Raw genomic sequence first — 24,003 nt, forward strand, 5'->3', positions numbered from 1 at the left:
ATGGTCAACGAGACACTGTCGCAGTTCAGCGACCTCTCCTACACCACAGCCGTCGCCGTGTACGTGCTGGCGATGATGTTCTTCCTGGTCGAGCAGTCCTTCGGGCGCAAGGGCAGGCAGGCGGCCCAGCGCACCAGGGAGCGGTCCGCCGAACTGGTCGGCGCCGGCGGCGGGTCCGTGCTGTCCTCCACCGTGCCCCCGGCCGACGAGGCGCCCGCCCGCCGCGAGCGGGCCGAGCGGATCGGCCGTATGGGCGTGGCGCTGACCGTGCTCGGGGCGCTGCTGCACCTGGCCGCGCTGGTGCTGCGCGGGGTCGCCACGCAGCGCGTGCCCTGGGGCAACATGTACGAATACATCATGGCGGTCTGCCTGATCGCCGTGGTGACCTGGCTGGTGGTGCTGCGCAAGTCGGACATCCGCCACCTGTCCGCGTTCGTGCTGCTGCCGGTGGTCATCCTGATGTTCGTCGGCGGCACCATGCTCTACGCGGTCGCCGCGCCGGTGCAGCCCGCGCTCCAGTCGTACTGGCTGGTCATCCACGTTTCGGCGGCGATCCTGAGCTCCGGGGTGTTCCTGGTGCCCGGGGTGGCCAGCGTCTTCTACCTGATCCGCGCCAGGCACGAGAAGAACCCGGCCAAGTTCGCGCGCTTCGGGCCGAAGCTGCCCGCGCTGGAGGTGCTGGACCGCGTCGCCTACCGGACCACCGTGTTCGCCTTCCCGGTGTTCACCTTCGGCGTGCTGTGCGGCGCGGTGTGGGCCGAGGCCGCGTGGGGCCGGTTCTGGGGCTGGGACCCGAAGGAGACGGTCGCCTTCATCGCGTGGGTCATCTACGCGGCCTACCTGCACTCGCGGGCCACGGCGGGCTGGCGCGGCAACCGCGCCGCCTGGATCAACGTGGTGGGCTTCTCCGCCACGGTGTTCAACCTGTTCTTCGTGAACCTGGTCACCACCGGTCTGCACTCCTACGCCGGGGTCGGCTGACATCTCGCGCGGATCCCGGCTACCGTCGTGCCAGTACAGCCAGTACGACGAGAGGAAGTGGGAGGACCGCGACGGTGACCGGATCTGACGAGGTGCCCGGTCGGCAGCCGGAACCGGGCGAGGAGCCCACCCAGTGGCAACCCGCGCCCCCACCACCCCCCGCCGAGGACCAGGCGCACTTCTCCGAGGAACGCACCGACTCGGCACCGCACCCGGCGACCTCCGGGCCGTACGAGGTGCCGCAGGTGCCCGTGCCGCCGTACCAGCGGCCCTACGCCGATCCGTACGACCAGCAGTTGCCGCCGCTGCACCCGCAGCAACAGCAGCAGTACGGGCAGCCGTCCGCGCCACTGCCGCCGTTGCCGCAGCCGCAGTCCCCGGCCGGTCCGCCGGCGCCGCCGCTCCTGCCGCAGGGCATGCTGCCCCAGCCGCACGGCAGGCCGCTGCCCGGCGACGACCTGACCACCGCGCACCTGGTGAAGCCGAACAAGCGGCGGCCGCAGTCCGGCTGGCGCAAGGCGCTGTACGTGGGGTCCGGCAAGCTGATCAACCCGGGGGAGAGCCCGGAGGACCGGCGTCGGCGTGAGCTGATCGCGCAGGTCAACCAGCCCCTGCGCGGGTGCTACAAGATCGCCATGCTGAGCCTGAAGGGCGGCGTGGGCAAGACCACGACCACCACCACACTGGGCGCGACCTTCGCCTCGCTGCGCGGTGACCGCGTGGTCGCCGTCGACGCGAACCCGGACCGCGGCACGCTGTCGCAGAAGATCCCCATCGAGACCACCGCCACCGTGCGCCACCTGCTGCGGGACGCGGACAAGATCACGCGCTACAGCGACGTCCGGTCGTACACCTCACAGGGTTCGAGCCGGCTGGAGATCCTCGCCAGCGAGCAGGACCCGGCGGTCTCGGAGGCGTTCTCGGAGGACGACTACCGGCGCACGGTCAACCTGCTGGAGCACTTCTACAACATCGTGCTCACCGACTGCGGGACCGGCCTGATGCACTCGGCGATGAAGGGCGTGCTCGACGTCGCCGACTCGCTGGTCGTGGTCTCGTCCGGCTCGGTGGACGGCGCGCGCAGCGCCTCGGCCACGCTGGACTGGCTGGACGCGCACGGCTACGGCGACCTGGTCAAGCGCTCGGTCGCGGTGATCAACTCGGTGCGCCCCAAGGGCGGCTCGGTCGACCTGGACAAGCTGGCCGCGCACTTCGCCGCACGGGTGCGGGGCGTGTGCCGCATCCCGTTCGACCCGCACCTCGAAGAGGGTGCCGAGATCGAACTGGACCGGCTGCAGGCCGACACGCGGCTGGCCCTGCTGGAACTGGCCGCCACCGTCGCGGACGGCTTCGCCGTCGAGCGCTAGCGGGGGATCGGGTAAAGCGGGGATTTACTTCTCGTCGTCGTCCCGGCTCCTCTTCCGGTGCTGCTCGGACAGACCGCGGAGGAAGTCCGGATCGTCATCGGGGGCGACGCGGGGCTGTGACGACGGGACTCCGGGGCGCGGGGCGCCGAACGTTCGCCACAGGACGACGGCGACCGTCAGTGCTCCGATCGCCGCGAGCAGGTAGAGCATGCTCGATCCCTTCAGGCTGTGGTGCGCGGGTGTCTCCCCCCGAGGTTAACCCTTTTGCCGGGTTTGCGGGTGCGACGGGGGCCGCGCCGTGAAAAGCGAACGGGGATGTCGTGAGACATCCCCGTTGGTTCGCGTGGCTCGCGCGCCGGTCAGCGGCGGGTCGGCTCGCTGGCGTCGGTGGTCAGTTCGGCGAGCAACTCGTTCACTTCGGCTTCCCGGAAGCGGCGGTGGCCGCCCGGGGTGCGGATGGAGCCGATCCGCCCGGCGGTGGCCCAGCGGGTCACCGTCTTCGGATCGACTCGGAACAATGCGGCGACCTCACCCGGGGTGAGCAGTCGTCCTCCGACGGTCGCGGTCACTTTCCGCCTCCTTCACGACCTCGCGGCTCTCAACGGCGCAATCGTCGCATCCACCCCGTCAGGTACTCGAACGGTTGTCGAAGAGTAAAGAGGTAGTAAGGGATAAAACACCCGCTTCGGACACCCACCCCCGAACCCCACACCCAGGAAGCCGAACCCCACGTTCAAGCACCCGCACCCCACGTTCAAGCACCCGCACCCCACGTTCAAGCACCCGCACCCCACGTTCAAGCACCCGAACCCCACGTTCAGGCACCCGAACCCCACGTTCAGGCACCCGAACCCCACGTTCAGGCACCCGAACCCCACGTTCAGGCACCCGAACCCCACGTTCAGGCACCCGAACCCCACGTTCAGGCACCCGCACCCCACGTTCAAGCACCCGAACCCCACGTTCAGGCAGCCGAACCCCACACTGGCGCACCCGAGTTCCACATTCGGCCGCCTGAATTCCACACTCGGGCGCCCGGCCTCTTCCGCCCGCGCCCGCTCGGCCCCCGTCGCGAACGTGGAACTCGGGCGCGCCAGTGTGGGACTCGCCTGCCTGAGTGTGGGGTTCGGGCGCCTGAACGTGATGTTCGGCTGCGCGAACGTGTGGTTCGGGGGTGTGAGCGTGGGGGCCGGACGTGGGCGGGCTGGTTAGGGTGACCGGCTATGGACGCACTCGATCGCAGGATCATCGCCGCGCTGCGGCTCAACGGCCGGGCGACCTACGCCGAGCTGGGCCGGACCGTGGGGTTGTCGGCGTCCTCGGTGCACGAGCGCGTCGGCAAGCTGGAGGCGGCCGGGGTGATCACCGGGTACCACGCGGTGGTGGATCCGAGCACGGTCGGCCTCGGCGTGACCGCGCTGGTCGGCATCCAGCCGACCGACACCGCCGCCGACGACGACGTGGCGGAAGCGCTCGGCAGCCTCGTCGAGGTCGAGAGCTGCTACGCCGTCGCGGGCGACGAGGCGTTCGTGGTCAAGGTCCGGGTGTCCACGGTCGACGAGCTGGAGCGCACCCTCGGCAGGCTCCGCCGGATCGACGGGGTGGCCCGCACGCGCACCACCGTCGTGCTGTCCACCCGCTTCGAGGCCAGGCCGAACAACGAAGGCCTGGACGAGCCGCCCGAGGAAGGCGCGTAGCCTGCATTGATGTGACTGAAGCTGCTGTTCCGGGCCACCTGGGTCGCGATCTGACGTTGTACCTGCTCGCGCGGTTCGGCCTGGTCGCCGTGGTCGCCGTGCTCCTGCTGCTGGTGAACGTGCCGCTGCTGGTCGCGCTCGCGGTCGGCCTCGTGGTCGGCCTGCCGCTGGGCCTGCTCGCCTTCCGCGGGCTCAACACCCGCGTTACGGCCCAGCTGGCCAAGCGCAACGAAGGCCGCGCCCGCGAGCGCGCCAAACTGCGCGCTCAGCTGCGCGGCGACGCCGCGGAAGCCGAATGAGCCCGCAGAACCGCGCGTGGACCCGTGAGGCCGTGCGCCTCATCGAGGCCGACGCCAACCGCAGCGCGGACACCCACCTCAAGGTCTTCCCCCTCCCGCCGGAATGGGGCGTCGACCTCTACCTCAAGGACGAGTCGGTGCACCCGACCGGCTCGCTCAAGCACCGCCTCGCCCGCTCGCTGCTGCTCTACGGCCTGGTCAACGGGCACATCGGCCCGGACACCGTGTTGATCGAGGCGTCCAGCGGCTCGACCGCGGTGTCCGAGGCGTACTTCGCCAGGATGCTCGGCCTGGAGTTCGTCACGGTGGTGCCGCGCAAGACCAGCCCGGAGAAGATCGCGCTGATCGAGTTCTACGGCGGCCGCTGCCACTTCGTGGACATCCCGGCCGAGATGTACACCGAGGCCGAGCGCCTGGCGTCGGAGTGCAACGGGCACTACCTGGACCAGTTCACCTACGCCGAGCGCGCGACCGACTGGCGGGGCAACAACAACATCGCCGAGTCGGTGTTCGCGCAGCTGCGCGCCGAGCGGCACCCGGTGCCCGCGTGGATCGTGGTCGGCGCGGGCACGGGCGGCACCAGCGCGACCTTCGGCCGGTACGTGCGCTATCGGCGGCACACCACGAAGGTCGCCGTGGTCGACCCGGAGAACTCGTCGTTCTACGGCGCCTGGGAGACCGGCGCGCTCGACTACGGCACCGGCATGCCGTCGCGGATCGAGGGCATCGGCCGCCCGCGCTGCGAGCCGTCGTTCGTGCCGAGTGTGATTGACGAGATGTTCCAGGTCCCGGACGCGGCCTCGATCGCGGCGATCCGCCTGCTGCGCGAGCACACCGGCTACTGGGCCGGCGGGTCGACCGGGACCAGCCTGTACGGCGCGTTCAAGTTGATCTCGCGCATGGTCTCGGAAGGCCAGGCGGGCAGCGTGGTGACGCTGCTGTGCGACGGCGGTGACCGCTACGCGCACACCTACTACAGCGACGAGTGGGTGGCCGCGCAGGGCATGGACCTGGCACCGCACCGAGCCGCGATGGAGGAATTCCTGGTCAGCGGCAAATTCCTGACCTGATCTTCGGCCGCGCCTCCGGCGCGGCGGCGAGGTCGCCTTTGAGCCGATCACTGGAGCAAGGCACGCCGTGCCGTGGCCGGCCCGACGCACCTCACTCCAGTGATCGGCGCGACCTCGCGCCGACCCTCTAGAGCAGGACGAGCGCGACGCAGGTGAGCACGGCCCAGGCCAGCATGGCCAGGCCGGTGTCCTTGAGCGCGGGGATCAGGCCGGGGCCGGTGGCGCCGGAGCGGATCGCGCGCACCGGGCGGATCAGCAGGGCGCCGGCGAGCACCCCGATCACCAGGCGCGGGTCGGTGAGCAGGCCGAGGGCGAAGCTGAGCACGAACGGCACGGCCACCAGTACCAGGTAGAACCGTCGCGTGCCGTCGTCGCCGAGGCGGACGGCCAGCGTGCGCTTGCCCGCGGTGACGTCGGTGGGGATGTCGCGCAGGTTGTTCGCGGTGAGCACGGCGGTGGAGAAGCTGCCGACGGCGACCGCGCAGGCGAGCGCTTCCCAGCTGAGGCGCCCGGCCTGGATGTAGACGGTGCCGAGCACGGCGGCGAGGCCGAAGAAGACGAAGACGGCGATCTCGCCCAGGCCCGCGTAGCCGTACGGCCGCCGCCCGCCGGTGTAGAACCAGGCGCCGAGCAGGCACAACGCGCCCATCGCGAGCAGCCACCAGTACCCGCTCGCGGCGACCAGCACCAGCCCGAGCACGCCCGCCACGCCGAGCGAGGTGAGGGCCGCGGCCAGCACCGCCTTCGGCTTGGCGGTGCCCGAGCCGACCAGCCGCAGCGGGCCGACGCGGTCGGCGTCGGTACCGCGGATGCCGTCGGAGTAGTCGTTGGCGTAGTTGACGCCGATGATCAGGGCCAGCGCCACGCCCAGCGCCAGCAGCGACCGCCACCAGGAGAACGCCCCGAGCGCCGTCGCCGCCCCGATCCCGGCGACCACCGGTGCCACCGCGTTCGGCAGCGTCCGCGGCCGCGCCCCCTCGATCCATTCGGTCAACGTCGCCATACCGAGCATTCTGGCCACCCGCACGACCGGCAGGTGCAGCAGGGGGCCGTGGACTGAATGCTATGAGTGGGGCATTACTTGCATTCAACGCAAGTAATGCCCCACTCATAGCATTCGGCGGCGCCTCAGCAGGTCGGGGGTGCTTGGGCGACTTTGACGTAGGCACCCGAGACGTACATTCCCGGCGCAAGGCGGTACCACCGGGCCTCGGTGCCTTCCGTGCCCGGCACGGATTCGCCCGGCGCAGCGCATTCGAGGCGGATCTGCGCGTGCCGCGCGGCCAGCCCCACCTGCGGCTGCGAGCTGTGCGGCCCGATCCGCACGTTCAGCGAGTCGTACGAGGTCACCGTGCCCCACGGGCCGCCGCCGGTCCACTGGTAGGTGACGTCGACCCAGGCGTTGTCCTTCAGCTTCAGCCCGTCCCAGAAGGTGCCGTCGGCCAGGTCGATGCCCGCCGGGTTCGCCACCTCGCGGCCGAATTCGTCCTTGCCGCCGTTGTACCCGCGCTGGTACGCCGCCTGCGCCTGTGGCAGCCCACGCGGCAGGTCACCCCAGCTCGCGCGATCCAGGCTCCAGTAGTCGTCTTTGGTGTTCCACGGCCCGACGTCCCACACCGGCGCCCATTCACACCGCCCGTGGTCCGCGGTGCACACCTTCACCGAGTAGTTGCCCTGGTTCTTCCCCGCGAGCCCGCGCCGCGACGGCAGGGCCACGAAGTGGTCGCGCTGCACGATCTTGTGCCCGTTCGCGGTGGTCCCGCCGACCAGGCCCTCACGCGTGGCGAAAACCCGGTAGGTGACCGCGAGCGTGGGGTCGGTGAGCACCACCGCGGCGTGCCAGGCGGTCACCTTCAGCGCGCCGACTTCGACGCCGACCGGCCCGGGCAGCACCAGCCGCGCCTGCACCGACCGCGTCGCGCTCGGCAATGCGGCGGGGATCCCCGGTGCCGCCTCGATCCATTCGGTCCACCGGCCGTCCGGGCGCAGGCCGCGCACGTCCACCAGCACGCCCGTCGACCCGTGCTCGACCCGCACAGTGTCCACTTCGGACTCGAGCTCCTTGACCGGCAGCTCCTCCACGCTCAGCGGCAACATCGTCCCGGGCAACGGTTCGAGCCGGTTGCGTGGTGGATCGATCGTCCAGCTCACCGGCTCGTCGGCGAAGGCGGGAGTGGTCGGACCACTCAGGGCCAGCAGCACGCACAACACCAGAGCACGGGTTCTGTTGATCACGGAAAGTCAGCAAAAGGGACACCCCGTGATCTGTCAACGCGGGGACCCGACCGGGTCAACCGTGTTTGAAATGCGCGCGAACGCCGCTACGGTCCACCTTCCCCGGGCCGCGCAAGGGGAGTTCGTCCAGCGTGAGGAACCTTTTCGGCACCGCGGCCGCGCCCGAGTCGGCTCGCACGAGTGCGCGGAGGTCGTCCTCCGGAAGTGTGGCTTCGGCGAGCACCACGGCGGCCACCACGGCCTCGCCCCATTCCGGGTCCGGCACGCCGACGACGCACGCCGCGCGCACCGCCGGATGGGTCAGCAGCGCCCGTTCCACCGCGGCCGCGGGCACCTTCACCCCGCCGGTGTTGATCACGTCGTCGGCCCGGCCGAGCACCTCCAGCCTGCCGCCGTCGAGCCGCCCGAGGTCGCTGGTGCGGAACCAGCCGTCCACGAAGGACTCCGCGGTCAGCTCGGGGTTGAGCCGATAACCGTGTGCCAGCACCGGACCGGCGATCTCCACCCGGCCGTCCGCGCCCAGCCGGATGTCCACTCCGGACAGTGGGGCGCCCGCGTAGACGCAGCCGCTGGCGGTTTCGCTCATCCCGTACGCGGGCACCGCGGTGATCCCGGCGTCGGCCGCGCGTTCCGCGAGACGCGGGTCCAGCGCGGCTCCGCCCAGCACGATCGCGTCCAGCCGGGCGACCTCGCGCGTCACCTCCGGGCCCGCGGCCACCAGCCGCGACAACTGCGTGGGCACCAGCGCGCTGTAGTGCGGCCCCGACTGCCGCACCAACTCGCGCACCCCGGCGGCGAAGTCCTCGGCGCGGAATCCCGCGCTGGTGTCGAGCACCACGGGCGTGGTCCCGGCGAGCATCGAGCGCACCAGCACCTGGAGGCCGCCGATGAACTGCGGTGGCGTCGCGAGCAGCCAGCGGCCCGGGCCGCCGAGCCGCTCGTGCGTCGCCTCGGCGGACGCGCGCAGGGCGTCCGCCGAGAGCAGCACGCCCTTCGGCGCGCCGGTCGAACCGGAGGTCGCGATGATCACCGCGGTGCCGTCCTCGACCAGCAGGTCCGGCCGCATCGCGTCACGCAGCGTGGTGTTCCCGGCGGCCAGCGGCAGCACCGCCGGACCGCCGTCCAGCGCCGCGGCCAGCGCGCCGGTCAGCTCCGTGACCGAGGTGACTACGCGCATCAGTAGTAGTACGGGTAGCCCGACCAGTCCGGCTCCCGCTTCTCCAGGAAGGCGTCGCGGCCCTCGACCGCCTCGTCCTGCATGTAGGCCAACCGGGTGGTCTCACCGGCGAACAGCTGCTGTCCGACCAGGCCGTCGTCGATCAGGTTGAACGCGTACTTGAGCATGCGCTGCGCGGTCGGCGACTTGCCGTTGATCTCCCACGCCCAGCGCAGCGCCTCGGCCTCCAGCTCGGCGTGCGGGACCACGGCGTTCACCGCGCCCATCGCCCGCATTTCCTCGGCGGTGTAGGAGCGGCCGAGGAAGAAGATCTCGCGGGCGAACTTCTGCCCGACCTGCCGCGCGAGGTAGGCCGAGCCATAGCCGCCGTCGAAGGAGCCGACATCGGAGTCGGTCTGCTTGAACCGCGCGTGCTCGGCCGAAGCGAGCGTGAGATCGCACACCACGTGCAGCGAGTGCCCGCCGCCCGCCGCCCAGCCCGGCACCACCGCCACCACCACTTTCGGCATGAACCGGATCAGCCGCTGGACCTCGAGGATGTGCAGCCTGCCCGCCCGCGCGGGGTCCACCGTGTCGGAGGTCTCCCCCTCCGCGTACTGATACCCGGACCGACCACGAATACGCTGGTCACCACCGGAGCAGAACGCCCAGCCGCCGTCCCGTGGCGACGGGCCGTTGCCGGTGAGCAGCACACAGCCGACGTCCGAGCTCATCTTCGCGTGATCCAGCGCCCGGTAGAGCTCGTCGACGGTGTGCGGCCGGAAGGCGTTGCGGACGCCTGGCCGGTCGAATGCCACCCGGACGACGCGTTTGCCTGAGCGGCTCTCCGTGGAACGGTGGTAGGTGATGTCGGTGAAGTCGAACCCTTCGACCTCGGACCACGAGGCGGGGTCGAACAGCTCGGAAATCTGGGTGTCACTCACACCTGGGAGAATAGGACCCATGGCCATGTGCGCGGAGGACCTGCCGGGGGACGCCCGGTGAACCCGTCGACCGCGCAGGCCAGGGTGATCGTGGACGAACTGATCCGCAACACCGTCTCGCACGTGGTGCTCTGCCCCGGTTCCCGCAACGCACCGCTGTCGCTGGCGCTCTACGACGCCGCGTCGGCTGGCAAGCTGCGGCTGCACGTCCGGATCGACGAGCGCAGCGCCGCCTTCCTGGCGCTGGGCATCGCCGCGCGCACCGGCCGTCCGGTCGCCGTGCTGTGCACCTCCGGGACCGCGGCCTCGAACTTCCACCCCGCCGTGCTCGAAGCCGACCGCGCCGGGGTGCCGCTGATCGTGCTCACCGCCGATCGCCCGCCCGAGCTGCGCGCGGCCGGGGCCAACCAGGTCATCGACCAGCGCCGCCTCTACGGCGACGCGGTCCGCTACGGCGACGAGCTGGCGGTCGCCGAGCGCCGGGCCGGGCAGAACTCGTACTGGCGCAGCCAGGTCTGCCGGGCCTGGAACGCGGCCTACGGCGAATGGCGCAGCGGGCCGGTGCACCTGAACATCCCGTTCCGCGAGCCGCTGGTCCCCGACGGCGAGGACGGCGAGTGGTACGAATCGCTGGAGGGCCGCCCCGGCGGTGCCCGGTGGACCGAACTGCCCGACTTCGGCGCGCTGCCCGCGTTCGTGGTGCCCTCGGCGCGGCACGGCCTGGTGATCGCCTGCGACACCGGGGTGGGCGCGGCGAGCGAATGGGCCGAGCAGCACGGCTGGCCGGTGGTCTCGGAGACCGGCGGCATCGGGCTGACCGGGTCGACCGCCATCGGCGCGGGCGCCTGGCTGCTCGGGGTGCCCGAGTTCATCGACAAGCACAAGCCGGAGCAGGTGCTCTGCCTCGGCAGGCCGACGGTGTTCCGGCAGGTGCAGGCGCTGCTCTCGGACGCCGACGTGGAGGTCCTGCTGGTCCGGCCGGACTCGGACTGGCCGGCGCCCGCGCACAACGTCCGGCAGGTGGGCCAGTGGTTCGCCGAGCCGACCAAGCCCGCCGACCCGGAGTGGCTGGCGAGCTGGCAGCGCGCGGACGCCGCGGCGAAGGCGGCGGTCCGCGAGGCACTGGCCGAGGAGCCGTGGCCGACCGGGCTGCGCCTGGCCGCCGAGCTGGTGGAGGCGCTGCCCGAGGACGCGATGCTGGTGGTCGGCCCGTCGAACCCGACGCGGGACATCGCGCTGGCCGGGGGCATGCGGCCGGACGTGCTGGTGCACCGCAACCGCGGCGTGGCCGGGATCGACGGCGCGGTGTCCACCGCGATCGGCGCCGCGAGTGTCCACAAGGGACCGTCCTACGCGCTGCTCGGCGACCTGACCTTCCTGCACGACATCAACGGCCTGCTGACCGGGCCCGCGGAGTATCGGCCGGACCTGACCATCGTGGTGCTCAACGACGACGGCGGCGGCATCTTCACGCTGCTGGAGCAGGGCGCGCCGGAGCACAGCGCCGGATTCGAACGGGTCTTCGGCACGCCGCACGGGGCTGACCTGGGCGCGTTGTGCGCGGGGTACCGGGTGCCGCACGTGGTCGCGGAGACGCTCACGGAGTTCCGCGCGGCTCTGCGCCCGGCGCCGGGGCTGCGGGTGATCGAGGTACGGGTGGACCGGGCGCGGCACCGGGACCTGCACGCGCGCCTACGGTCCGCCGTCTCCGCCTCCATCTGAACGCTATGAGTGGGGCATTACTTGCGCCCTCCCGTCGCCCGCCGCCACCCTCAACGGAGCTGCGCGCTGTTTCGGAATGCAAGTAATGCCCCACTCATAGCATTGGCTGGGGTCAGGCGAAGGGGGCCGGGGTGATGTCGGCGGCTTCCAGGGCGGCTCGTACGGCCCTGGCGATCTCGACGGCACCGGGCGTATCGCCGTGGACGCAGATCGAGCGTGCGCCGACCGTCACTTCGGAGCCGTCGATCGCGGTGATCCGGCCGTGCGTGGCCAGGTCGACGCACCGCGCGGCGATCGTCTCGACGTCGTGCAGCACCGCGCCCGATTCCCGCCGCGACACCAGGTGCCCCTCGGGCGTGTAGGCGCGATCGGCGAAGGCCTCGGTCACCGTGGGCAGCCCGCGAGCTTCCGCGGCCGAAAGCAGCGCCGACCCCGGCAGCCCCAGCACCGGCAGCTCCCCGTACCGCCGCACCCCCTCGGCGACCCCCGCGGCCTGCACCTCGTCGGTCACCACGGTGTTGTAGAGCGCACCGTGCGGCTTCACGTAGGCGACCCGCGTCCCGGCGGCGCGCGCGAAGGCGTCCAACGCGCCGATCTGGTAGGTGATCTCGTCGGCGAGCCGGTCCGGCGGCACGTCCATCCGCTGCCTGCCGAACCCGGCCAGATCGCGGTAGGACACCTGCGCGCCGATCACCACGCCCCGCTCGGCGGCGCGTTCGCAGGTCGCGCGCATGATGCTCGGGTCCCCGGCGTGGAAGCCGCAGGCCACGTTCGCGCTGGTGACGATGTCGAGCAGGGCGTCGTCGTCCCCCAGCACCCAGATCCCGAAGCCTTCCCCGAGATCGCTGTTCAGATCCACCGTCGACTGCCCGGCTCGACCGTTCTCAGCAGGCAAGACCCTCCTTTTGGTTGTTCCTCGTGCCCCGGTGCGGCGATAGGTTCGCCCGGAGCTCCACCACGGACACCAGGAGGGTATATATGCGGCTGAGAACTCGCGCGGGAGCCGGTGCGGTGGCCACTGGCCTCGCCTCGATCCTGCTGGCCACGTCGGCCAGTGCCGCACCAGCGCCTGGCGCGCCGGGTGCGGGAGACCCCTACTACCCGGGTGCGGGCAACGGCGGTTACGACGTCCAGCACTACGACATCCGCCTCACCTACCAGCCGGCGACCGACCAGCTGTCCGGGCAGACGACCATCCTGGCCACCACCACGCAGGAGCTCTCCACGCTGAACCTGGACTTCGGTCTCAAGGTCAGCTCGGTGCGGGTGAACAACGCGCCGGCCAAGTTCGGCAAGGACGCGAAGGACGCCAGCGAGCTGGTGGTGCAGCCGGCCAAGCCGCTGGCGAAGAACCAGTTCGTGACGATCGTGGTCAGCTACACCGACACCCCGTCGCAGGTGGTCGTCGACGGCGCCACCGCCTGGCGCAAGACGCCGACCGGCGCCGAAGTGGTGGACGAGCCGTTCAGCTCGGAGTGGTGGTACCCGGCCAACGACCACCCCACCGACAAGGCCACCTTCGACGTCTCCGTCGAGGTCCCCGACGCCGTCTCCGCCATCTCCAACGGCACCCTGGTGCGCAAGACCAAGCAGCGCACCGGCTGGACGCGGTGGAACTGGCGCAGCACCCAGCCGCAGGCCACTTACCTGGCCTTCCTCGCCGTCGGCAACTTCGAAGTGCTCCAGTCGACCACCCCGAGCGGGCAGCCGTTCCTCTCCGCCTACGACCCGGCGCTGGGCGCCGCGCTGCCCGCCGCCAAGGCCAGCATCGAGCGCACGCCCGAGGTCACCGAGTTCCTCGCCACCCAGTTCGGGCCCTACCCGTTCGAGGCGCAGGGCGGGGTGGCGTCCAACGCGATCGGTTTCGCGCTGGAGAACCAGACGCGCTCGGTCTACGGCAACAGCTTCTGGCGCAACGGCTCGAACACCTCGGTGGTCGCGCACGAGGTGGCGCACCAGTGGTTCGGTGACTCGGTGTCGCTGGGCAAGTGGAGCGACATCTGGCTGAACGAGGGTTTCGCGAGCTACGCGGAATTCCTGTGGTCGGAGAGCATCGGCGAGGGCACGGCCGACGAGCTGGCCGAGTACCTCTACAACTCCTACCCGGCGGACAGCGCGTTCTGGCAGGTCAAGCCCGGTGACCCGGGGGCGGACAAGCAGTTCGACGCGGCTGTTTACGACCGCGGCGCGCTGGCCGTGCACGCCTTGCGCAAGGCGATCGGCGAGGAGAGCTTCTTCAAGCTGCTGCAGACGTGGCAGGCGCAGAAGAAGGGCAAGCACGCGACCATCCCGGAGTTCATCGCGCTGGCGGAGAAGGTCTCGGGCAAGCCGCTGTACGACCTGTTCCAGACGTGGCTGTTCACCCCCGGCCGGCCGGACTTCAGCCCGACCGGGCAGTCGTCGGCGGCCTCGGCGGCCACCGTCGCACGGGCCGCGGACGGGAAGCCCGCCGAACCGAAGTCGTGGGCGAAGATCCAGCAGACCCACGCCGACCTGGCCGCGCACGGGCACGCCCACGTGCACGGCACGGAAGCGGGCCGGGACTTCTAGTTCTCTTCGCGCGGGTGCGGGAGGTCGCCCCGGCCTCCCGCACCCGCGGCTAGGGTGTGCCGTATGTCGCCCAGGAGTGAGAAACTGCTGCGGATCGGCGTCCGCGTGCTGGTCGGCGTGGCCGCCGTGCTCACCCTGCTGTGCGTGACCCTGTTCTTCGCCGCGGTGCGCAACGACAGCGCGATCGCCGACCACCGCGGCACGGCCGACGCCGAGGTGCTGTCGGTCTCCTTCGACCGCACGCTGATCCGCTTCGTGACGCCGGACGGGGTGGCGCACACCCCGTCGCTCGGCGTCCTCTACCCGGCGGGGCTGGAAGCCGGACAGCTGGTGCGGGTCGAATACAACAGCGAAGACCCGGAACTGGCGCGGGTCGCCGGACGCACGGCTTCGCTGACCCTGCTGCCGCTGGGCACCACCATCCTGTTCACCTGGCTGGTCGCCGGCCCCGCCTGGTTCTTCGCCCGCCGTCTCCTACCCCGCCCCACCCCGGCGGCGTCTTCCCGCGCCACCTCCGACCCGCGCCCCACCGCCGCAGACCCCGCCGAACCCCCCGCCCACCAGGACAAATAACCCCACCCGCGAACCCCACACTCAGGCACCCGAACCCCACGTTCAAACGCCCGAACCCCACGTTCAGGAAGCTGAGTTCCACACTCGGGTAGCTGAGCCACACGCTCGCGTACCCGACCTCCACGTTCAGGCAGGCGAGGCCCACGCTCCAGCAGCCGAACCTCACGTTCAGGCAGCCGAACTCAACGCTCAGGTAGCCGAGTTACACGTTCAGGCGCCCGAACCACACGTTCAAACAGCTGACTTCCACACCCGGGCAGCTGAGTTCCACGCTCAAGAGGCCGAGCCGGAGCTGCCGCCTGCCCACCGGAACGCACTTTCCACCCGCTCGAACGCGGGAGCCGCCAATCGAACGCGGAACTCGGCGCCTGGGTGCGGAACTCGGCAGCCTGAATGCGGCGCTCGAGTGCCCGAGCGCGGGACTCGGCTTCCTGAATGTGAGGTTCGGGCGCCTGAGTGTGGGACTCGGCTTCCTGAATGTGAGGTTCGGGCGCCTGAGTGTGAGACTCGGCTTCCTGAACGTGGGATTCAGGCGCCCGAGTGTGCGGCTCGGCTGCCCCAACGTGGAGTTCGGCTGCCTGAGTGTTGAGTTCGGCTGCTTGAACGTGCAACTCGGCTGTTTGGAACGTGGGGACTCGGCGGCGCGAACGCGGGACTCGGGCGGCGCGAACGTGGTGGTTCGGCTGCGTAAGTGTGGGATCCGGCGGCGCGAGTGCGGAGTTCGCGTTCCTGAACGTGAGGTTCGGATGCCTGAGTGTGGGACTCGGGTGCCTGAACGTGGGGTTCGGGTGCGTGAGTGTGGGGTTAGGGGTGGGGGGTGGGTTGCCACCAGGTTAGGACGGTTTCGGCCAGGGAGGGGGCGGCGACCAGGAGGCCGTCGGCGGGGAGGGCGGTGCCGGCGCCGTGGCGGTCCAGGACGACGGCGCCCGATTCGATGGCCAGTGCGACCGCGCCGGCGACGTCCCATTCGTGGTAGCTGTGCAGGACGGCCGCGCCCGCGTGGCCCAGGGCGACCTGCGCCACGGACAGCGCCGCCGAGCCGAGGACGCGGACACCGGCGTGGGCGGCGGACGCCCGCTCGATGAACCCCGCCATCCCCGGCCACGCCCCGCCCCGGCCCAGTTCCGTGCAGATGATCGCGCCCGGCAACCGCACCGGTTCGCCCGACAACCGGACCGGGGTGCCGTTCGCGCGGGCGCCCCGGCCACGCGCCGCCGCGTAGATCTGGCCTCGGTACGGGTCGGCGACCACGCCGACCACCGGGCCCGACGAGTCCACCAGCGCCAGGCTGAACGCGCACCACGGCATGCCTGCCACGTAGTTCGCGGTGCCGTCGACCGGGTCCACCACCCAGCGGTACTCGGCCTCGTCGGCACCCAGGTCCGCGCCGAACTCCTCGCCGACCACCGGCACCCCGGGGAACTCGGCGGTCAGCACCCGGCGCGTGTGCCGCTCCAGGATGAGTTCGGTGTCGGTGACCCAGTCGAACGGCGTGTCCGGGGTGTCCGGCCGGGCCCCCCGTCCGGCGGTCGCGGTGATCACGTCGGTGGCGTCGTTGGCCAGCCGCCCGGCGACTTCGAGGGCCTTGGACAGCAGGGCGGGCTCGACGGGCCGGGCCGGGCGGGAGGACAAGAGGGTCACGCCGCTCTAGCATGGCCGCGCTCGGTGACCGGAACCCGACGGTGAGGTGGCCGGGCCATGGCGACTTCGCGCAGGGCGGAGGAGTTCGAACGCTGTTGGCCGGTGCGTCACCCGCGCGTGCCACAGTCCGGATCGTGCGTATCGCCATCGTCACCGAAAGCTTCCTGCCGCAGGTCAACGGCGTCACGAACTCCGTGCTCCGGGTGGTCGAGCACCTGCGCGACCGGGCGCACGAAGTGCTCGTGATCGCGCCAGGCCCCGGTCCGGCCGAATACCGCGGGGCGCCCGTGGTGCGGATCCCCGCACTCGGCCTGCCGGTGGTCAACTCCCTGCCGATCGGGGTCCCGACCCGGACCGTGCTCACCGCGATGGCCGATTTCGGCCCGGACGTGGTGCACCTGGCGTCACCGTTCGTGGTCGGCGCCCGCGGGCTGGCCGCGGCCCGGCGCCTGCGCGTGCCGTCGATCGCGGTCTACCAGACCGACATCGCCGGGTTCGCCGCCGCGTACGGCCTCGGCCTCGGGGCGCGGGCGGCCTGGCGCTGGGTCCGCCGCGTGCACTCGCGGGCGGACCGCACCCTCGCGCCGTCCAGCGATTCGGTGCGCGAACTGCTGGCGCACGGCGTGCCGCGCGTCCACCGCTGGGGCCGCGGCGTGGACATCGAGCGCTTCTCGCCGTCACACGCCGATCCCGCGCTAAGGGCCGAACTCGCGCCGAACGGCGAGCTGCTGGTCGGTTTCGTCGGGCGGCTGGCCCCCGAGAAGGAGGTCGACCGGCTGGTGACGCTGGCGGGCGTGCCCGGGGTCCGGGTGGTGGTCGTCGGCGACGGTCCGGAGCTGGCCGGGCTGCGCGACCGCATCCCCGGTGCCGCCTTCCTCGGCGCGAAGTACGGCGACGAGCTGTCCGCCGCGTACGCCAGCCTCGACGTCTTCGTGCACACCGGTCCACACGAGACCTTCTGCCAGGCGGTGCAGGAGGCGATGGCCTCCGGGCTGCCGGTGCTCGCCCCGGACGCGGGCGGCCCGCGTGACCTCGTGCTGCACGGGCGGACCGGCTTCCTGCTGCCCGCCGACCGCACCAGGTTCGCCGAGCAACTGCTCGCCCGCGTCGACGAACTGCGGGACCCGGCGTTGCGCGAGCGGCTGGGTCAGAAGGCACGCAGGGTCGTGCTCGGCCGGACCTGGCCCGCCGTGTGCGGGGAACTGATGGGCCACTACGAAGCGGTGGCGGGCCGGGCGGCGCAGGCGGCCTGACCACGCATCGTCCACTGTGGACGCAGGGCCCGGGCCCGGGCACCGCGGAGTTCACCTGGCCGGGCGCTGTGCGGGGCAGGTTGCGCGCGCTCGGCGGGGAGCGACGTACTGTGACGGCATGTCCCGAGCCAGCCTCGACAAGGACCCGCGTGAGGTCGCCGCCATGTTCGACGGCGTCGCCGACGGGTACGACCGCGCGAACTCGTTCATGACCTTCGGGTTCGACCGCCGCTGGCGGGTCACCACCTCGCGCGTGCTCGACGCCAAGCGCGGCGAGAAGGTGCTCGACCTGGCCGCGGGCACCGGCGTGTCCACCACCGAGTACGCCGCCAACGGTGCCTGGTGCCTGGCCGCGGACTTCTCGCTCGGCATGCTGCGCGCCGGCCTGCACCGCAAGGTGCCGATGGTCGCCGCGGACGCGCTGCACCTGCCCTTCGCCGACGGCAGCTTCGACGCGGCCACGGTCTCGCTCGGCATCCGCAACTTCGTCGACACCAAGGCCGCGCTGGCCGAGCTCGCGCGCGTGGTGCGACCCGGCGGGCGGCTGGTGATCTGCGAGGTGTCCACGCCGACCTTCGCGCCCATCCGGTTCGTCTACCGCCGGTTCATCCTCAAGGCGATGACCTGGGTCGGCCGCCGCTCCTCGTCCAATCCGGACGCCTACGGCTACCTCGCCGAGTCCATGCTCGCCTGGCCGGCGCAGCGCGAGTTCGGCGAGATCATCGCCTCGGCGGGCTGGCAGGACGTGGAGTGGATGAACCTCACATTCGGCGTCGTAGCAATCCATCGGGCCACCAAGCCGCCCGTACACTCGGCCACATGACGACTCTTCAGCAGCGCGACGCCGAGGTGATCGTGGTGGGCGCGGGCCCGGCGGGCTCGACCGTCGCCACCTATCTCGCCCGCGCCGGGGTGGACGTGCTGCTGCTGGAGAAGACCGTCTTCCCGCGCGAGAAGGTCTGCGGTGACGGCCTCACCCCGCGTGGCGTGAAGCAGCTGATCGACCTCGGCATCGACACCAGCCAGGACGCGGGCTGGGTGCACAGCCGCGGCCTGCGCATCCTCACCGGCGACCTGACGCTGGAGCTGGACTGGCCGGAGCTGACCAGCTACCCGCCCTACGGCGTTTCCCGCACCCGCCAGGACTTCGACGACCTGCTGGCGAAGACCGCGGTCAAGGCGGGCGCGCGGCTGCTGGAGCGCACCACGGTCACCGGCGCGATCACCGACGCCACCGGCCGAGTGGTCGGCGTCGAAGCGAAGACCGGCGAGGAGAAGCGCCCGGTCAGCTACCGCGCCCCGCTGGTGCTGGCCTGCGACGGCGTGTCCGCGCGGCTCGCGCTGAGCGTCGGCATCCAGAAGAACGAGAAGCGGCCGATGGGCGTGGCCGTGCGGCGGTACTACAAGAGCCCGCGGCACGACGACCCGTTCATCGAGGGCCACCTCGAGCTGTGGGACCGCAGCGACCCGGCGCGGCCCAAGCTGCTGCCCGGTTACGGCTGGGCGTTCCCGCTCGGCGACGGCACGGTGAACATCGGCCTCGGCATGCTGTCCACCTCGAAAGCCTTCCGCAGCACCGACTACCGCGCGCTGCTGCGGCAGTGGCTCGACGGCACGCCCGAGGAATGGGGCTACCGCGAGGAGAACGCGATCGGCAAGGTCGGCGGGGCCGGGCTGCCGATGGGCTTCAACCGCACCCCGCACTACCGCGACGGCCTGCTGCTGCTCGGGGACGCGGGCGGCATGGTCAGCCCGTTCAACGGCGAGGGCATCTCGGCGGCGATGGAGTCGGCGCAGCTGGCCGCCGAGTCGGTGGTCCAGGCGCTGGCCCGGCCGGCGGGGTCGTCGCGGGAGCGGGCGCTGCAGGGGTACCCGATGGCGGTCGCGGACATGATGGGCGGCTACTACCGGCTCGGCAACGTCTTCGCGAAGCTGATCGGCAAGCCGGCCGTGATGCGCGCGGCGACCAAGTACGGCCTGCGCATCAACAAGCTGCTTCCGTTGGTGTACAAGGGTCTTTCCGGTTGCTACGACGCCAAGGGCGGCGACGTGGTCGACCGCCTCATCGCCGCCGCTTCGCGCGCGACACCCAGCCCCCGGTAACCATCCGCCTCTTCGGTTGGCGTGTGTTACCTCACACCGGACAAACCGTGTCACCGGCTCGGACCGGCGCGTTTCGTCCTCTTCCCGCTGGTCTCGGACCCGCGCCGCAGTACGCGCGTCCGGTGAGCGCCGCGGAAGTTAGGTGAGCCTTATACCACGGGGGATGGCGACAACGGTGTGACTCGCGTCCTACACTGACCCCGTGCCTTGTGAAGCGCTTCACAATTTCGACGGCTCGCTTGTGAACTTTTTCACAAGCGTCCGGCGGAATCGCGGACCTTGACTCACGAGCAGTAAGGCTGCCCTAACTCTCGGACGTGTGATCCGGGTCGCTTAGGGTGCGCCACGAGGCACTCAGACCGAGTTCGATCGCAGCGGCGCGGAAGGGATGGACGAACCGTGCTGGCGTTGCCACCACCACACTTCGCGGGACAACTGGCTCAGGGGGCCGCGGCCCCCACCCTGGACGTCTACCTCCCGCTGGTCATCCTGTTCGTTCTGGCGATCGGGTTCGCCGTGCTTTCGGTGCTGCTGGGCCCGCTCGTCGGCCCGAGCCGCTACAACAAGGCGAAACTTTCGGCCTACGAGTGCGGGATCGAACCCTCGCCGCAGCCGGTGGTCGGCGGCGGCCGGATGCCGATCGCCTACTACGTCACGGCGATGCTGTTCATCCTGTTCGACATCGAGATGGTGTTCCTCTACCCGTTCGCGGTCTCCGCGGACGCGCTGGGCCTGTTCGGCCTGGTGGAGATCGTTCTGTTCATCGCCACGGTCGGTTTCGCCTACGCCTACGTGTGGCGGCGCGGCGGCCTCGACTGGAACTAGGGGCAAAGCATGGGTCTCGAAGAGAAACTCCCCAACGGCATCCTGCTGGCCAGCCTGGAGGGCCTGGTCAACTGGGCCCGCAAGAACTCGCTGTGGCCCGCCACCTTCGGCCTGGCCTGCTGCGCCATCGAGATGATGACCGTCGGCGGTTCGCGCTACGACATCGCGCGCTTCGGCATGGAGCGCTTCAGCGCCACGCCGCGCCAGGCCGATCTGATGATCGTGGCCGGCCGCGTGACGCAGAAGATGGCGCCGGTGCTGCGGCAGATCTACGACCAGATGGCCGAACCGCGCTGGGTGCTGGCGATGGGCGTGTGCGCCTCCTCCGGCGGCATGTTCAACAACTACGCCGTCGTCCAGGGCGTCGACCACATCGTGCCGGTGGACATGTACCTGCCCGGCTGCCCGCCGCGGCCGGAGATGCTGCTCGACGCGATCCTCAAGCTGCACGCCAAGATCCAGGACGAACCGCTGAACGCCCGGCGCGCCGAACTGCGCGCGGCCAGCGGCGCCCGCACCGAGCTCATCCCGTCCTCCATCAAGTACGCGAAGAAGTGACGCAGATGCCCGAAGAGAAGCCCGTCACCGGCGGAGAACGATCGAGCGCCGAGCGCCCGGATTCGGTGGAACTGCGGCCGGAGGGCGCGCGCCCGGCCGAACCGCTGGTCGCCGGTCGTGAGCGCCAGGGCATGTTCGGCGTCTCCGGCACCGGGGACACCTCCGGTTACGGCGGCCTGCGGCTCCCGGCGTACTCGCCGGCCCCGGCCGAACGCCCCTACGGCGGCTGGTTCGACGAGTTCACCGACGAGTTCCTCGCCGCGCTCGCCGACCACCGCGTGCCCGCCGAAGCCATCCAGCAGGTGACCGTCGACCGCGGCGAGATCACCTACTACGTGGCGCGCGAGCACCTGGTGGAGATCTGCCGGACCCTGCGCAACGACGGCGGACTGCGGTTCGAGCTGTGCAGTTCGGTCTCCGGCGTGGACTACGGCGTGGACGTGCCGCAGCGGCTGCACTCGGTGTACCACCTGACCTCGATGACCTTCCGCCGCCGCATCCGGCTGGAGGTCGCGGTGGACGTCGACGACGCGCACATCCCGTCCATCGTCGAGGTCTACCCGACCGCCGACTGGCAGGAGCGGGAGGCCTACGACATGTTCGGCATCGTCTACGACGGCCACCCGGCGCTGACCCGGATCCTGATGCCGGACGACTGGGACGGCCACCCCCAGCGCAAGGACTACCCGCTCGGCGGGATTCCCGTGGAGTACAAGGGCGCGGAGATCCCGCCGCCGGACCAGCGGAGGTCTTACTCGTGAGCAGCACCGAAAAGATCTCGGACGTCGAGTCCGGTACCGACACCTCCCCGAGCGGCGCGGATTCGGCCGCCCAGGACAACTCGCCGGGCCAGGACCAGTACGCCCAGGAACGCCGCACCACCGAAGGCCCGGTCTACACCGTTTCCGGCGGTGACTGGGACGACGTGCTCTCCGACGCCGAGCACGACGACCGCATGGTCATCAACATGGGCCCGCAGCACCCGTCCACGCACGGCGTGCTCCGGCTCGTGCTGGAGATGGAGGGCGAAACCGTCACCCAGCTCCGCTCGGTCATCGGCTACCTGCACACCGGGATCGAGAAGAACTGCGAGTACCGGAACTGGACCCAGGGCGTCACCTTCGTGACGCGGATGGACTACCTGGCCCCGCTGTTCACCGAGACCGCCTACTGCCTCGCGGTGGAGAAGCTGCTCGGCATCAAGGCGCCGCCGCGCGCGGAACTGCTGCGCGTGCTGCTGATGGAGATCAACCGCATCGGCTCGCACCTGGTCTACATCGCCACCGGCGGCATGGAACTCGGTGCCACCACGGCGATGACGCTCGGTTTCCGCGAGCGCGAAGAGGTGCTGCACCTGCTCGAGCACCTGACCGGCCTGCGGATGAACCACGCGTTCATCCGGCCCGGCGGGCTCGCGCAGGACATGCCGGAGGACTACCAGGAAGCGGTGTCCGCCTTCGTCAAGACGATGGAGGAGCGGCTCCCGCTCTACAAGAAGCTGTTCACCGGTCAGCCGATCTGGCGCAACCGGCTCAAGGACGTCGGTTTCCTGCCGGTGGACGCCTGCCTCTCGCTCGGCGTGACCGGGCCGGTGCTGCGGTCGGCCGGACTCCCGTGGGACCTGCGCAAGACCGAGCCGTACTCGCGCTACGACGAGTTCAAGTTCGACGTGCCGACCTCCACCGACGCGGACTGCTGGGGCCGGTACCTGATCCGCGTGCAGGAGATGTACGAAAGCCTGAAGATCATCAAGCAGGCGCTGAAGAAGCTCGCCGACGAGGGCCCCGGCCCGGTGATGGTCGACGACAAGAAGGTGGCCTGGCCCGCGCAGCTGTCGCTGGGCAGCGACGGGCTCGGCAACTCGCTCGAGCACGTCCGCAAGATCATGGGCCAGTCGATGGAATCGCTGATCCACCACTTCAAGCTGGTCACCGAAGGCTTCAAGGTGCCGGCGGGCCAGGCGTACGCGGCGGTCGAGTCGCCGCGCGGCGAGCTGGGCGCGCACCTGGTCTCCGACGGTGGTACCCGCCCGATGCGCGTGCACATCAGGGAACCAAGTTTCGTGAACCTGCAGGCGATGCCCGCGATGGCCGAGGGCGGGCTGGTGGCGGACGTGATCGCGGCGATCGCGTCGATCGACCCCGTGATGGGGGGAGTGGACCGATGACCTCTTCGACGGAACGCCCGGAGCCGGGCCCCGACTACGCCGACCGGACGCACGTCGCCGCGGGCGGTGACGTGGACGTGCGGGGGATCGCTCCCGGGGATTCGGCGTCCATTTTGGACACCGCGGTGCTCGAGGACCCGTTCGGCCCGGACATCGTGGAGAAGGCGCAGCAGATCATCGCGCGCTACCCGGTGAGCCGCTCGGCGCTGCTGCCGATGCTGCACCTGGTGCAGTCGGTGCAGGGCTACGTCACCCAGGAGGGCATCGCCTTCTGCGGGCGGCAGCTGGACCTCTCCGACGCCGAGGTCAGCGCGGTCGCGACCTTCTACACCATGTACAAGCGCCGCCCGTGCGGTGAGCACCTGGTCAGCGTCTGCACAAACACGCTGTGCGCGGCGCTCGGCGGGGACGACATCTACCGCAAGCTGCAGACGCACCTCGGTTCCGAGCAGGAACCACTGGGGCACGAGGAAACCGCGGGCACGCCCGGCGAACCCGGCTCGATCACCCTCGAGCACGCGGAATGCCTGGCCGCCTGCGACCTCGGCCCGGTCATCCAGGTCAACTACGAGTACTTCGACAACCAGACCACCGACAAGGCGGTCGCACTGGTCGACGCGCTGCGGGCAGGCAAGAAGCCCGCGCCGACGCGCGGCGCCCCGCTGAGCGACTTCAAGGGCGCGGAACTGCAGCTCGCCGGGTTCTTCCCGGAGGACGAGCAGACCTACCGCGCCGAGGTGGACGGACCGTCGCAGGCCGTGGAAACGCTGCGGGGCGCCCAGGTCGCGCAGGAGCGCGGCTGGACCGCGCCGGTGATGGAAGACGTGCCGCTGCCCGCCGTCGAAGAGAAGAAGTGAGGCAA

At 70.9% G+C, this 24,003-nt stretch carries 24 protein-coding genes; 16 read left to right on the top strand and 8 right to left on the bottom strand.

Going from position 1 to position 24,003, the window contains the following annotated elements:
• Together ccsB and JOM49_RS08950 are read left to right on the top strand one after the other, a co-directional pair.
• A complete protein-coding gene (ccsB, locus tag JOM49_RS08945) occupies positions 1 to 981 on the top strand; it encodes a c-type cytochrome biogenesis protein CcsB (RefSeq protein ID WP_209663860.1) in 981 nt (326 codons plus the stop codon).
• A 74-nt stretch (positions 982 to 1,055) separates the two neighbouring features.
• Positions 1,056 to 2,348: a MinD/ParA family ATP-binding protein gene (locus JOM49_RS08950; RefSeq protein WP_209663861.1), complete on the top strand. Its 1,293-nt coding sequence runs from the start codon at positions 1,056 to 1,058 to the stop codon at positions 2,346 to 2,348.
• 24 nt (positions 2,349 to 2,372) lie between these two features.
• Here the strand turns inward: JOM49_RS08950 and JOM49_RS08955 are convergent, their stop codons facing one another.
• Together JOM49_RS08955 and JOM49_RS08960 are read right to left on the bottom strand one after the other, a co-directional pair.
• Positions 2,373 to 2,558 (bottom strand): hypothetical protein, encoded by a 186-nt coding sequence (locus tag JOM49_RS08955; RefSeq protein WP_209663862.1) that lies wholly within the window; start codon positions 2,556 to 2,558, stop codon positions 2,373 to 2,375.
• Between the two features lie 149 nt (positions 2,559 to 2,707).
• Positions 2,708 to 2,917, bottom strand: a complete 210-nt coding sequence (locus JOM49_RS08960; protein WP_209663863.1) for a BldC family transcriptional regulator — start codon at positions 2,915 to 2,917, stop codon at positions 2,708 to 2,710.
• A 654-nt stretch (positions 2,918 to 3,571) separates the two neighbouring features.
• On the opposite strand from JOM49_RS08960, the gene JOM49_RS08965 reads away from it, so the two are divergent.
• The 3 genes from JOM49_RS08965 to cds1 are packed head-to-tail and all read left to right on the top strand — an operon-like array spanning position 3,572 to position 5,414.
• On the top strand, positions 3,572 to 4,045 hold the full coding sequence (locus JOM49_RS08965; protein ID WP_209663864.1) for an Lrp/AsnC family transcriptional regulator: 474 nt from the start codon (positions 3,572 to 3,574) through the stop codon (positions 4,043 to 4,045).
• A gap of 11 nt (positions 4,046 to 4,056) precedes the next feature.
• A complete protein-coding gene (locus JOM49_RS08970) occupies positions 4,057 to 4,344 on the top strand; it encodes a DUF4229 domain-containing protein (protein ID WP_209663865.1) in 288 nt (95 codons plus the stop codon).
• Positions 4,341 to 5,414 carry an L-cysteine desulfhydrase Cds1 gene (gene cds1, locus JOM49_RS08975; protein WP_209663866.1) on the top strand — a complete coding sequence of 358 codons (1,074 nt, stop codon included), beginning with the start codon at positions 4,341 to 4,343 and terminating at the stop codon, positions 5,412 to 5,414. Before JOM49_RS08970 ends, cds1 begins: the two co-directional genes overlap by 4 nt.
• Positions 5,415 to 5,541: 127 nt before the next feature.
• Here the strand turns inward: cds1 and JOM49_RS08980 are convergent, their stop codons facing one another.
• The 4 genes from JOM49_RS08980 to JOM49_RS08995 all read right to left on the bottom strand — a co-directional run bounded on the left by JOM49_RS08980 (position 5,542) and on the right by JOM49_RS08995 (position 9,770).
• Positions 5,542 to 6,417 (bottom strand): 1,4-dihydroxy-2-naphthoate polyprenyltransferase, encoded by an 876-nt coding sequence (locus tag JOM49_RS08980; RefSeq protein WP_209663867.1) that lies wholly within the window; start codon positions 6,415 to 6,417, stop codon positions 5,542 to 5,544.
• Between the two features lie 125 nt (positions 6,418 to 6,542).
• Complete coding sequence (locus JOM49_RS08985) at positions 6,543 to 7,649, bottom strand: DUF8814 domain-containing protein (RefSeq protein ID WP_209663868.1); 1,107 nt, start codon at positions 7,647 to 7,649, stop codon at positions 6,543 to 6,545.
• A 55-nt stretch (positions 7,650 to 7,704) separates the two neighbouring features.
• Positions 7,705 to 8,826: an o-succinylbenzoate--CoA ligase gene (gene menE, locus JOM49_RS08990; protein WP_209663869.1), complete on the bottom strand. Its 1,122-nt coding sequence runs from the start codon at positions 8,824 to 8,826 to the stop codon at positions 7,705 to 7,707.
• Positions 8,826 to 9,770, bottom strand: a complete 945-nt coding sequence (locus JOM49_RS08995) for a 1,4-dihydroxy-2-naphthoyl-CoA synthase (protein ID WP_245369271.1) — start codon at positions 9,768 to 9,770, stop codon at positions 8,826 to 8,828. Before JOM49_RS08995 ends, menE begins: the two co-directional genes overlap by 1 nt.
• A 36-nt stretch (positions 9,771 to 9,806) precedes the next feature.
• Here JOM49_RS08995 and menD point away from each other — a divergent pair, with 36 nt between their 5' ends.
• On the top strand, positions 9,807 to 11,471 hold the full coding sequence (gene menD / locus JOM49_RS09000; protein ID WP_209663871.1) for a 2-succinyl-5-enolpyruvyl-6-hydroxy-3-cyclohexene-1-carboxylic-acid synthase: 1,665 nt from the start codon (positions 9,807 to 9,809) through the stop codon (positions 11,469 to 11,471).
• Positions 11,472 to 11,583: 112 nt separating this feature from the next.
• On the opposite strand, the gene JOM49_RS09005 is transcribed toward menD, so the two are convergent.
• The gene (locus tag JOM49_RS09005; protein ID WP_245369272.1) at positions 11,584 to 12,366 is read right to left on the bottom strand and encodes a LamB/YcsF family protein; all 783 of its coding nucleotides are present in this window, start codon (positions 12,364 to 12,366) and stop codon (positions 11,584 to 11,586) included.
• An 83-nt stretch (positions 12,367 to 12,449) separates the two neighbouring features.
• Between JOM49_RS09005 and JOM49_RS09010 the strand changes: the two genes are divergently transcribed.
• Both JOM49_RS09010 and JOM49_RS09015 read left to right on the top strand, forming a co-directional pair.
• Positions 12,450 to 14,021, top strand: coding sequence for a M1 family metallopeptidase (locus tag JOM49_RS09010; protein ID WP_209663872.1), 1,572 nt, complete (start codon positions 12,450 to 12,452; stop codon positions 14,019 to 14,021).
• 63 nt (positions 14,022 to 14,084) lie between these two features.
• A complete protein-coding gene (locus JOM49_RS09015; protein ID WP_245369273.1) occupies positions 14,085 to 14,594 on the top strand; it encodes a DUF3592 domain-containing protein in 510 nt (169 codons plus the stop codon).
• An 804-nt stretch (positions 14,595 to 15,398) separates the two neighbouring features.
• On the opposite strand, the gene JOM49_RS09020 is transcribed toward JOM49_RS09015, so the two are convergent.
• Entirely contained in the window at positions 15,399 to 16,235 is an 837-nt protein-coding gene (locus tag JOM49_RS09020) for an inositol monophosphatase family protein (protein WP_209663873.1), read from the bottom strand.
• Between the two features lie 134 nt (positions 16,236 to 16,369).
• Between JOM49_RS09020 and JOM49_RS09025 the strand changes: the two genes are divergently transcribed.
• The 8 genes from JOM49_RS09025 to nuoE all read left to right on the top strand — a co-directional run bounded on the left by JOM49_RS09025 (position 16,370) and on the right by nuoE (position 23,998).
• Positions 16,370 to 17,488 (top strand): glycosyltransferase family 4 protein, encoded by a 1,119-nt coding sequence (locus tag JOM49_RS09025; protein WP_209663874.1) that lies wholly within the window; start codon positions 16,370 to 16,372, stop codon positions 17,486 to 17,488.
• A 118-nt stretch (positions 17,489 to 17,606) separates the two neighbouring features.
• Complete coding sequence (locus JOM49_RS09030; protein WP_209663875.1) at positions 17,607 to 18,311, top strand: demethylmenaquinone methyltransferase; 705 nt, start codon at positions 17,607 to 17,609, stop codon at positions 18,309 to 18,311.
• Positions 18,308 to 19,591 carry a geranylgeranyl reductase family protein gene (locus tag JOM49_RS09035; RefSeq protein WP_209663876.1) on the top strand — a complete coding sequence of 428 codons (1,284 nt, stop codon included), beginning with the start codon at positions 18,308 to 18,310 and terminating at the stop codon, positions 19,589 to 19,591. Before JOM49_RS09030 ends, JOM49_RS09035 begins: the two co-directional genes overlap by 4 nt.
• 408 nt (positions 19,592 to 19,999) lie before the next feature.
• Positions 20,000 to 20,416 (top strand): NADH-quinone oxidoreductase subunit A, encoded by a 417-nt coding sequence (locus JOM49_RS09040; RefSeq protein WP_245370118.1) that lies wholly within the window; start codon positions 20,000 to 20,002, stop codon positions 20,414 to 20,416.
• A gap of 9 nt (positions 20,417 to 20,425) precedes the next feature.
• On the top strand, positions 20,426 to 20,974 hold the full coding sequence (locus JOM49_RS09045) for a NuoB/complex I 20 kDa subunit family protein (protein WP_209663877.1): 549 nt from the start codon (positions 20,426 to 20,428) through the stop codon (positions 20,972 to 20,974).
• Positions 20,975 to 20,979: 5 nt separating this feature from the next.
• Positions 20,980 to 21,735, top strand: coding sequence for an NADH-quinone oxidoreductase subunit C (locus JOM49_RS09050; protein ID WP_209663878.1), 756 nt, complete (start codon positions 20,980 to 20,982; stop codon positions 21,733 to 21,735).
• Positions 21,732 to 23,141 (top strand): NADH-quinone oxidoreductase subunit D, encoded by a 1,410-nt coding sequence (locus JOM49_RS09055; protein ID WP_209663879.1) that lies wholly within the window; start codon positions 21,732 to 21,734, stop codon positions 23,139 to 23,141. The genes JOM49_RS09050 and JOM49_RS09055 overlap by 4 nt, the downstream gene beginning before the upstream one ends.
• Positions 23,138 to 23,998 (top strand): NADH-quinone oxidoreductase subunit NuoE, encoded by an 861-nt coding sequence (gene nuoE, locus JOM49_RS09060; RefSeq protein WP_209663880.1) that lies wholly within the window; start codon positions 23,138 to 23,140, stop codon positions 23,996 to 23,998. Before JOM49_RS09055 ends, nuoE begins: the two co-directional genes overlap by 4 nt.
• Positions 23,999 to 24,003: the final 5 nt, after the last annotated feature.

The organism is Amycolatopsis magusensis (assembly GCF_017875555.1).
Classification (GTDB): Bacteria; Actinomycetota; Actinomycetes; order Mycobacteriales; family Pseudonocardiaceae; genus Amycolatopsis; species Amycolatopsis magusensis.

Bases quoted from the DNA above. Each gene is read 5' to 3' on its own strand.
- JOM49_RS09050 (WP_209663878.1), top strand. From the start codon at position 20,980: ATGCCCGAAGAGAAGCCCGTCACCGGCGGAGAACGATCGAGCGCCGAG.
- JOM49_RS08955 (WP_209663862.1), bottom strand. From the start codon at position 2,558: ATGCTCTACCTGCTCGCGGCGATCGGAGCACTGACGGTCGCCGTCGTC.
- JOM49_RS09010 (WP_209663872.1), top strand. From the start codon at position 12,450: ATGCGGCTGAGAACTCGCGCGGGAGCCGGTGCGGTGGCCACTGGCCTC.
- cds1 (WP_209663866.1), top strand. From the start codon at position 4,341: ATGAGCCCGCAGAACCGCGCGTGGACCCGTGAGGCCGTGCGCCTCATC.
- JOM49_RS08980 (WP_209663867.1), bottom strand. From the start codon at position 6,417: ATGGCGACGTTGACCGAATGGATCGAGGGGGCGCGGCCGCGGACGCTG.
- menE (WP_209663869.1), bottom strand. From the start codon at position 8,826: ATGCGCGTAGTCACCTCGGTCACGGAGCTGACCGGCGCGCTGGCCGCG.
- JOM49_RS09035 (WP_209663876.1), top strand. From the start codon at position 18,308: ATGACGACTCTTCAGCAGCGCGACGCCGAGGTGATCGTGGTGGGCGCG.
- JOM49_RS09045 (WP_209663877.1), top strand. From the start codon at position 20,426: ATGGGTCTCGAAGAGAAACTCCCCAACGGCATCCTGCTGGCCAGCCTG.
- ccsB (WP_209663860.1), top strand. From the start codon at position 1: ATGGTCAACGAGACACTGTCGCAGTTCAGCGACCTCTCCTACACCACA.
- JOM49_RS09015 (WP_245369273.1), top strand. From the start codon at position 14,085: ATGTCGCCCAGGAGTGAGAAACTGCTGCGGATCGGCGTCCGCGTGCTG.
- JOM49_RS08995 (WP_245369271.1), bottom strand. From the start codon at position 9,770: ATGGGTCCTATTCTCCCAGGTGTGAGTGACACCCAGATTTCCGAGCTG.
- nuoE (WP_209663880.1), top strand. From the start codon at position 23,138: ATGACCTCTTCGACGGAACGCCCGGAGCCGGGCCCCGACTACGCCGAC.
- JOM49_RS09030 (WP_209663875.1), top strand. From the start codon at position 17,607: ATGTCCCGAGCCAGCCTCGACAAGGACCCGCGTGAGGTCGCCGCCATG.
- JOM49_RS08965 (WP_209663864.1), top strand. From the start codon at position 3,572: ATGGACGCACTCGATCGCAGGATCATCGCCGCGCTGCGGCTCAACGGC.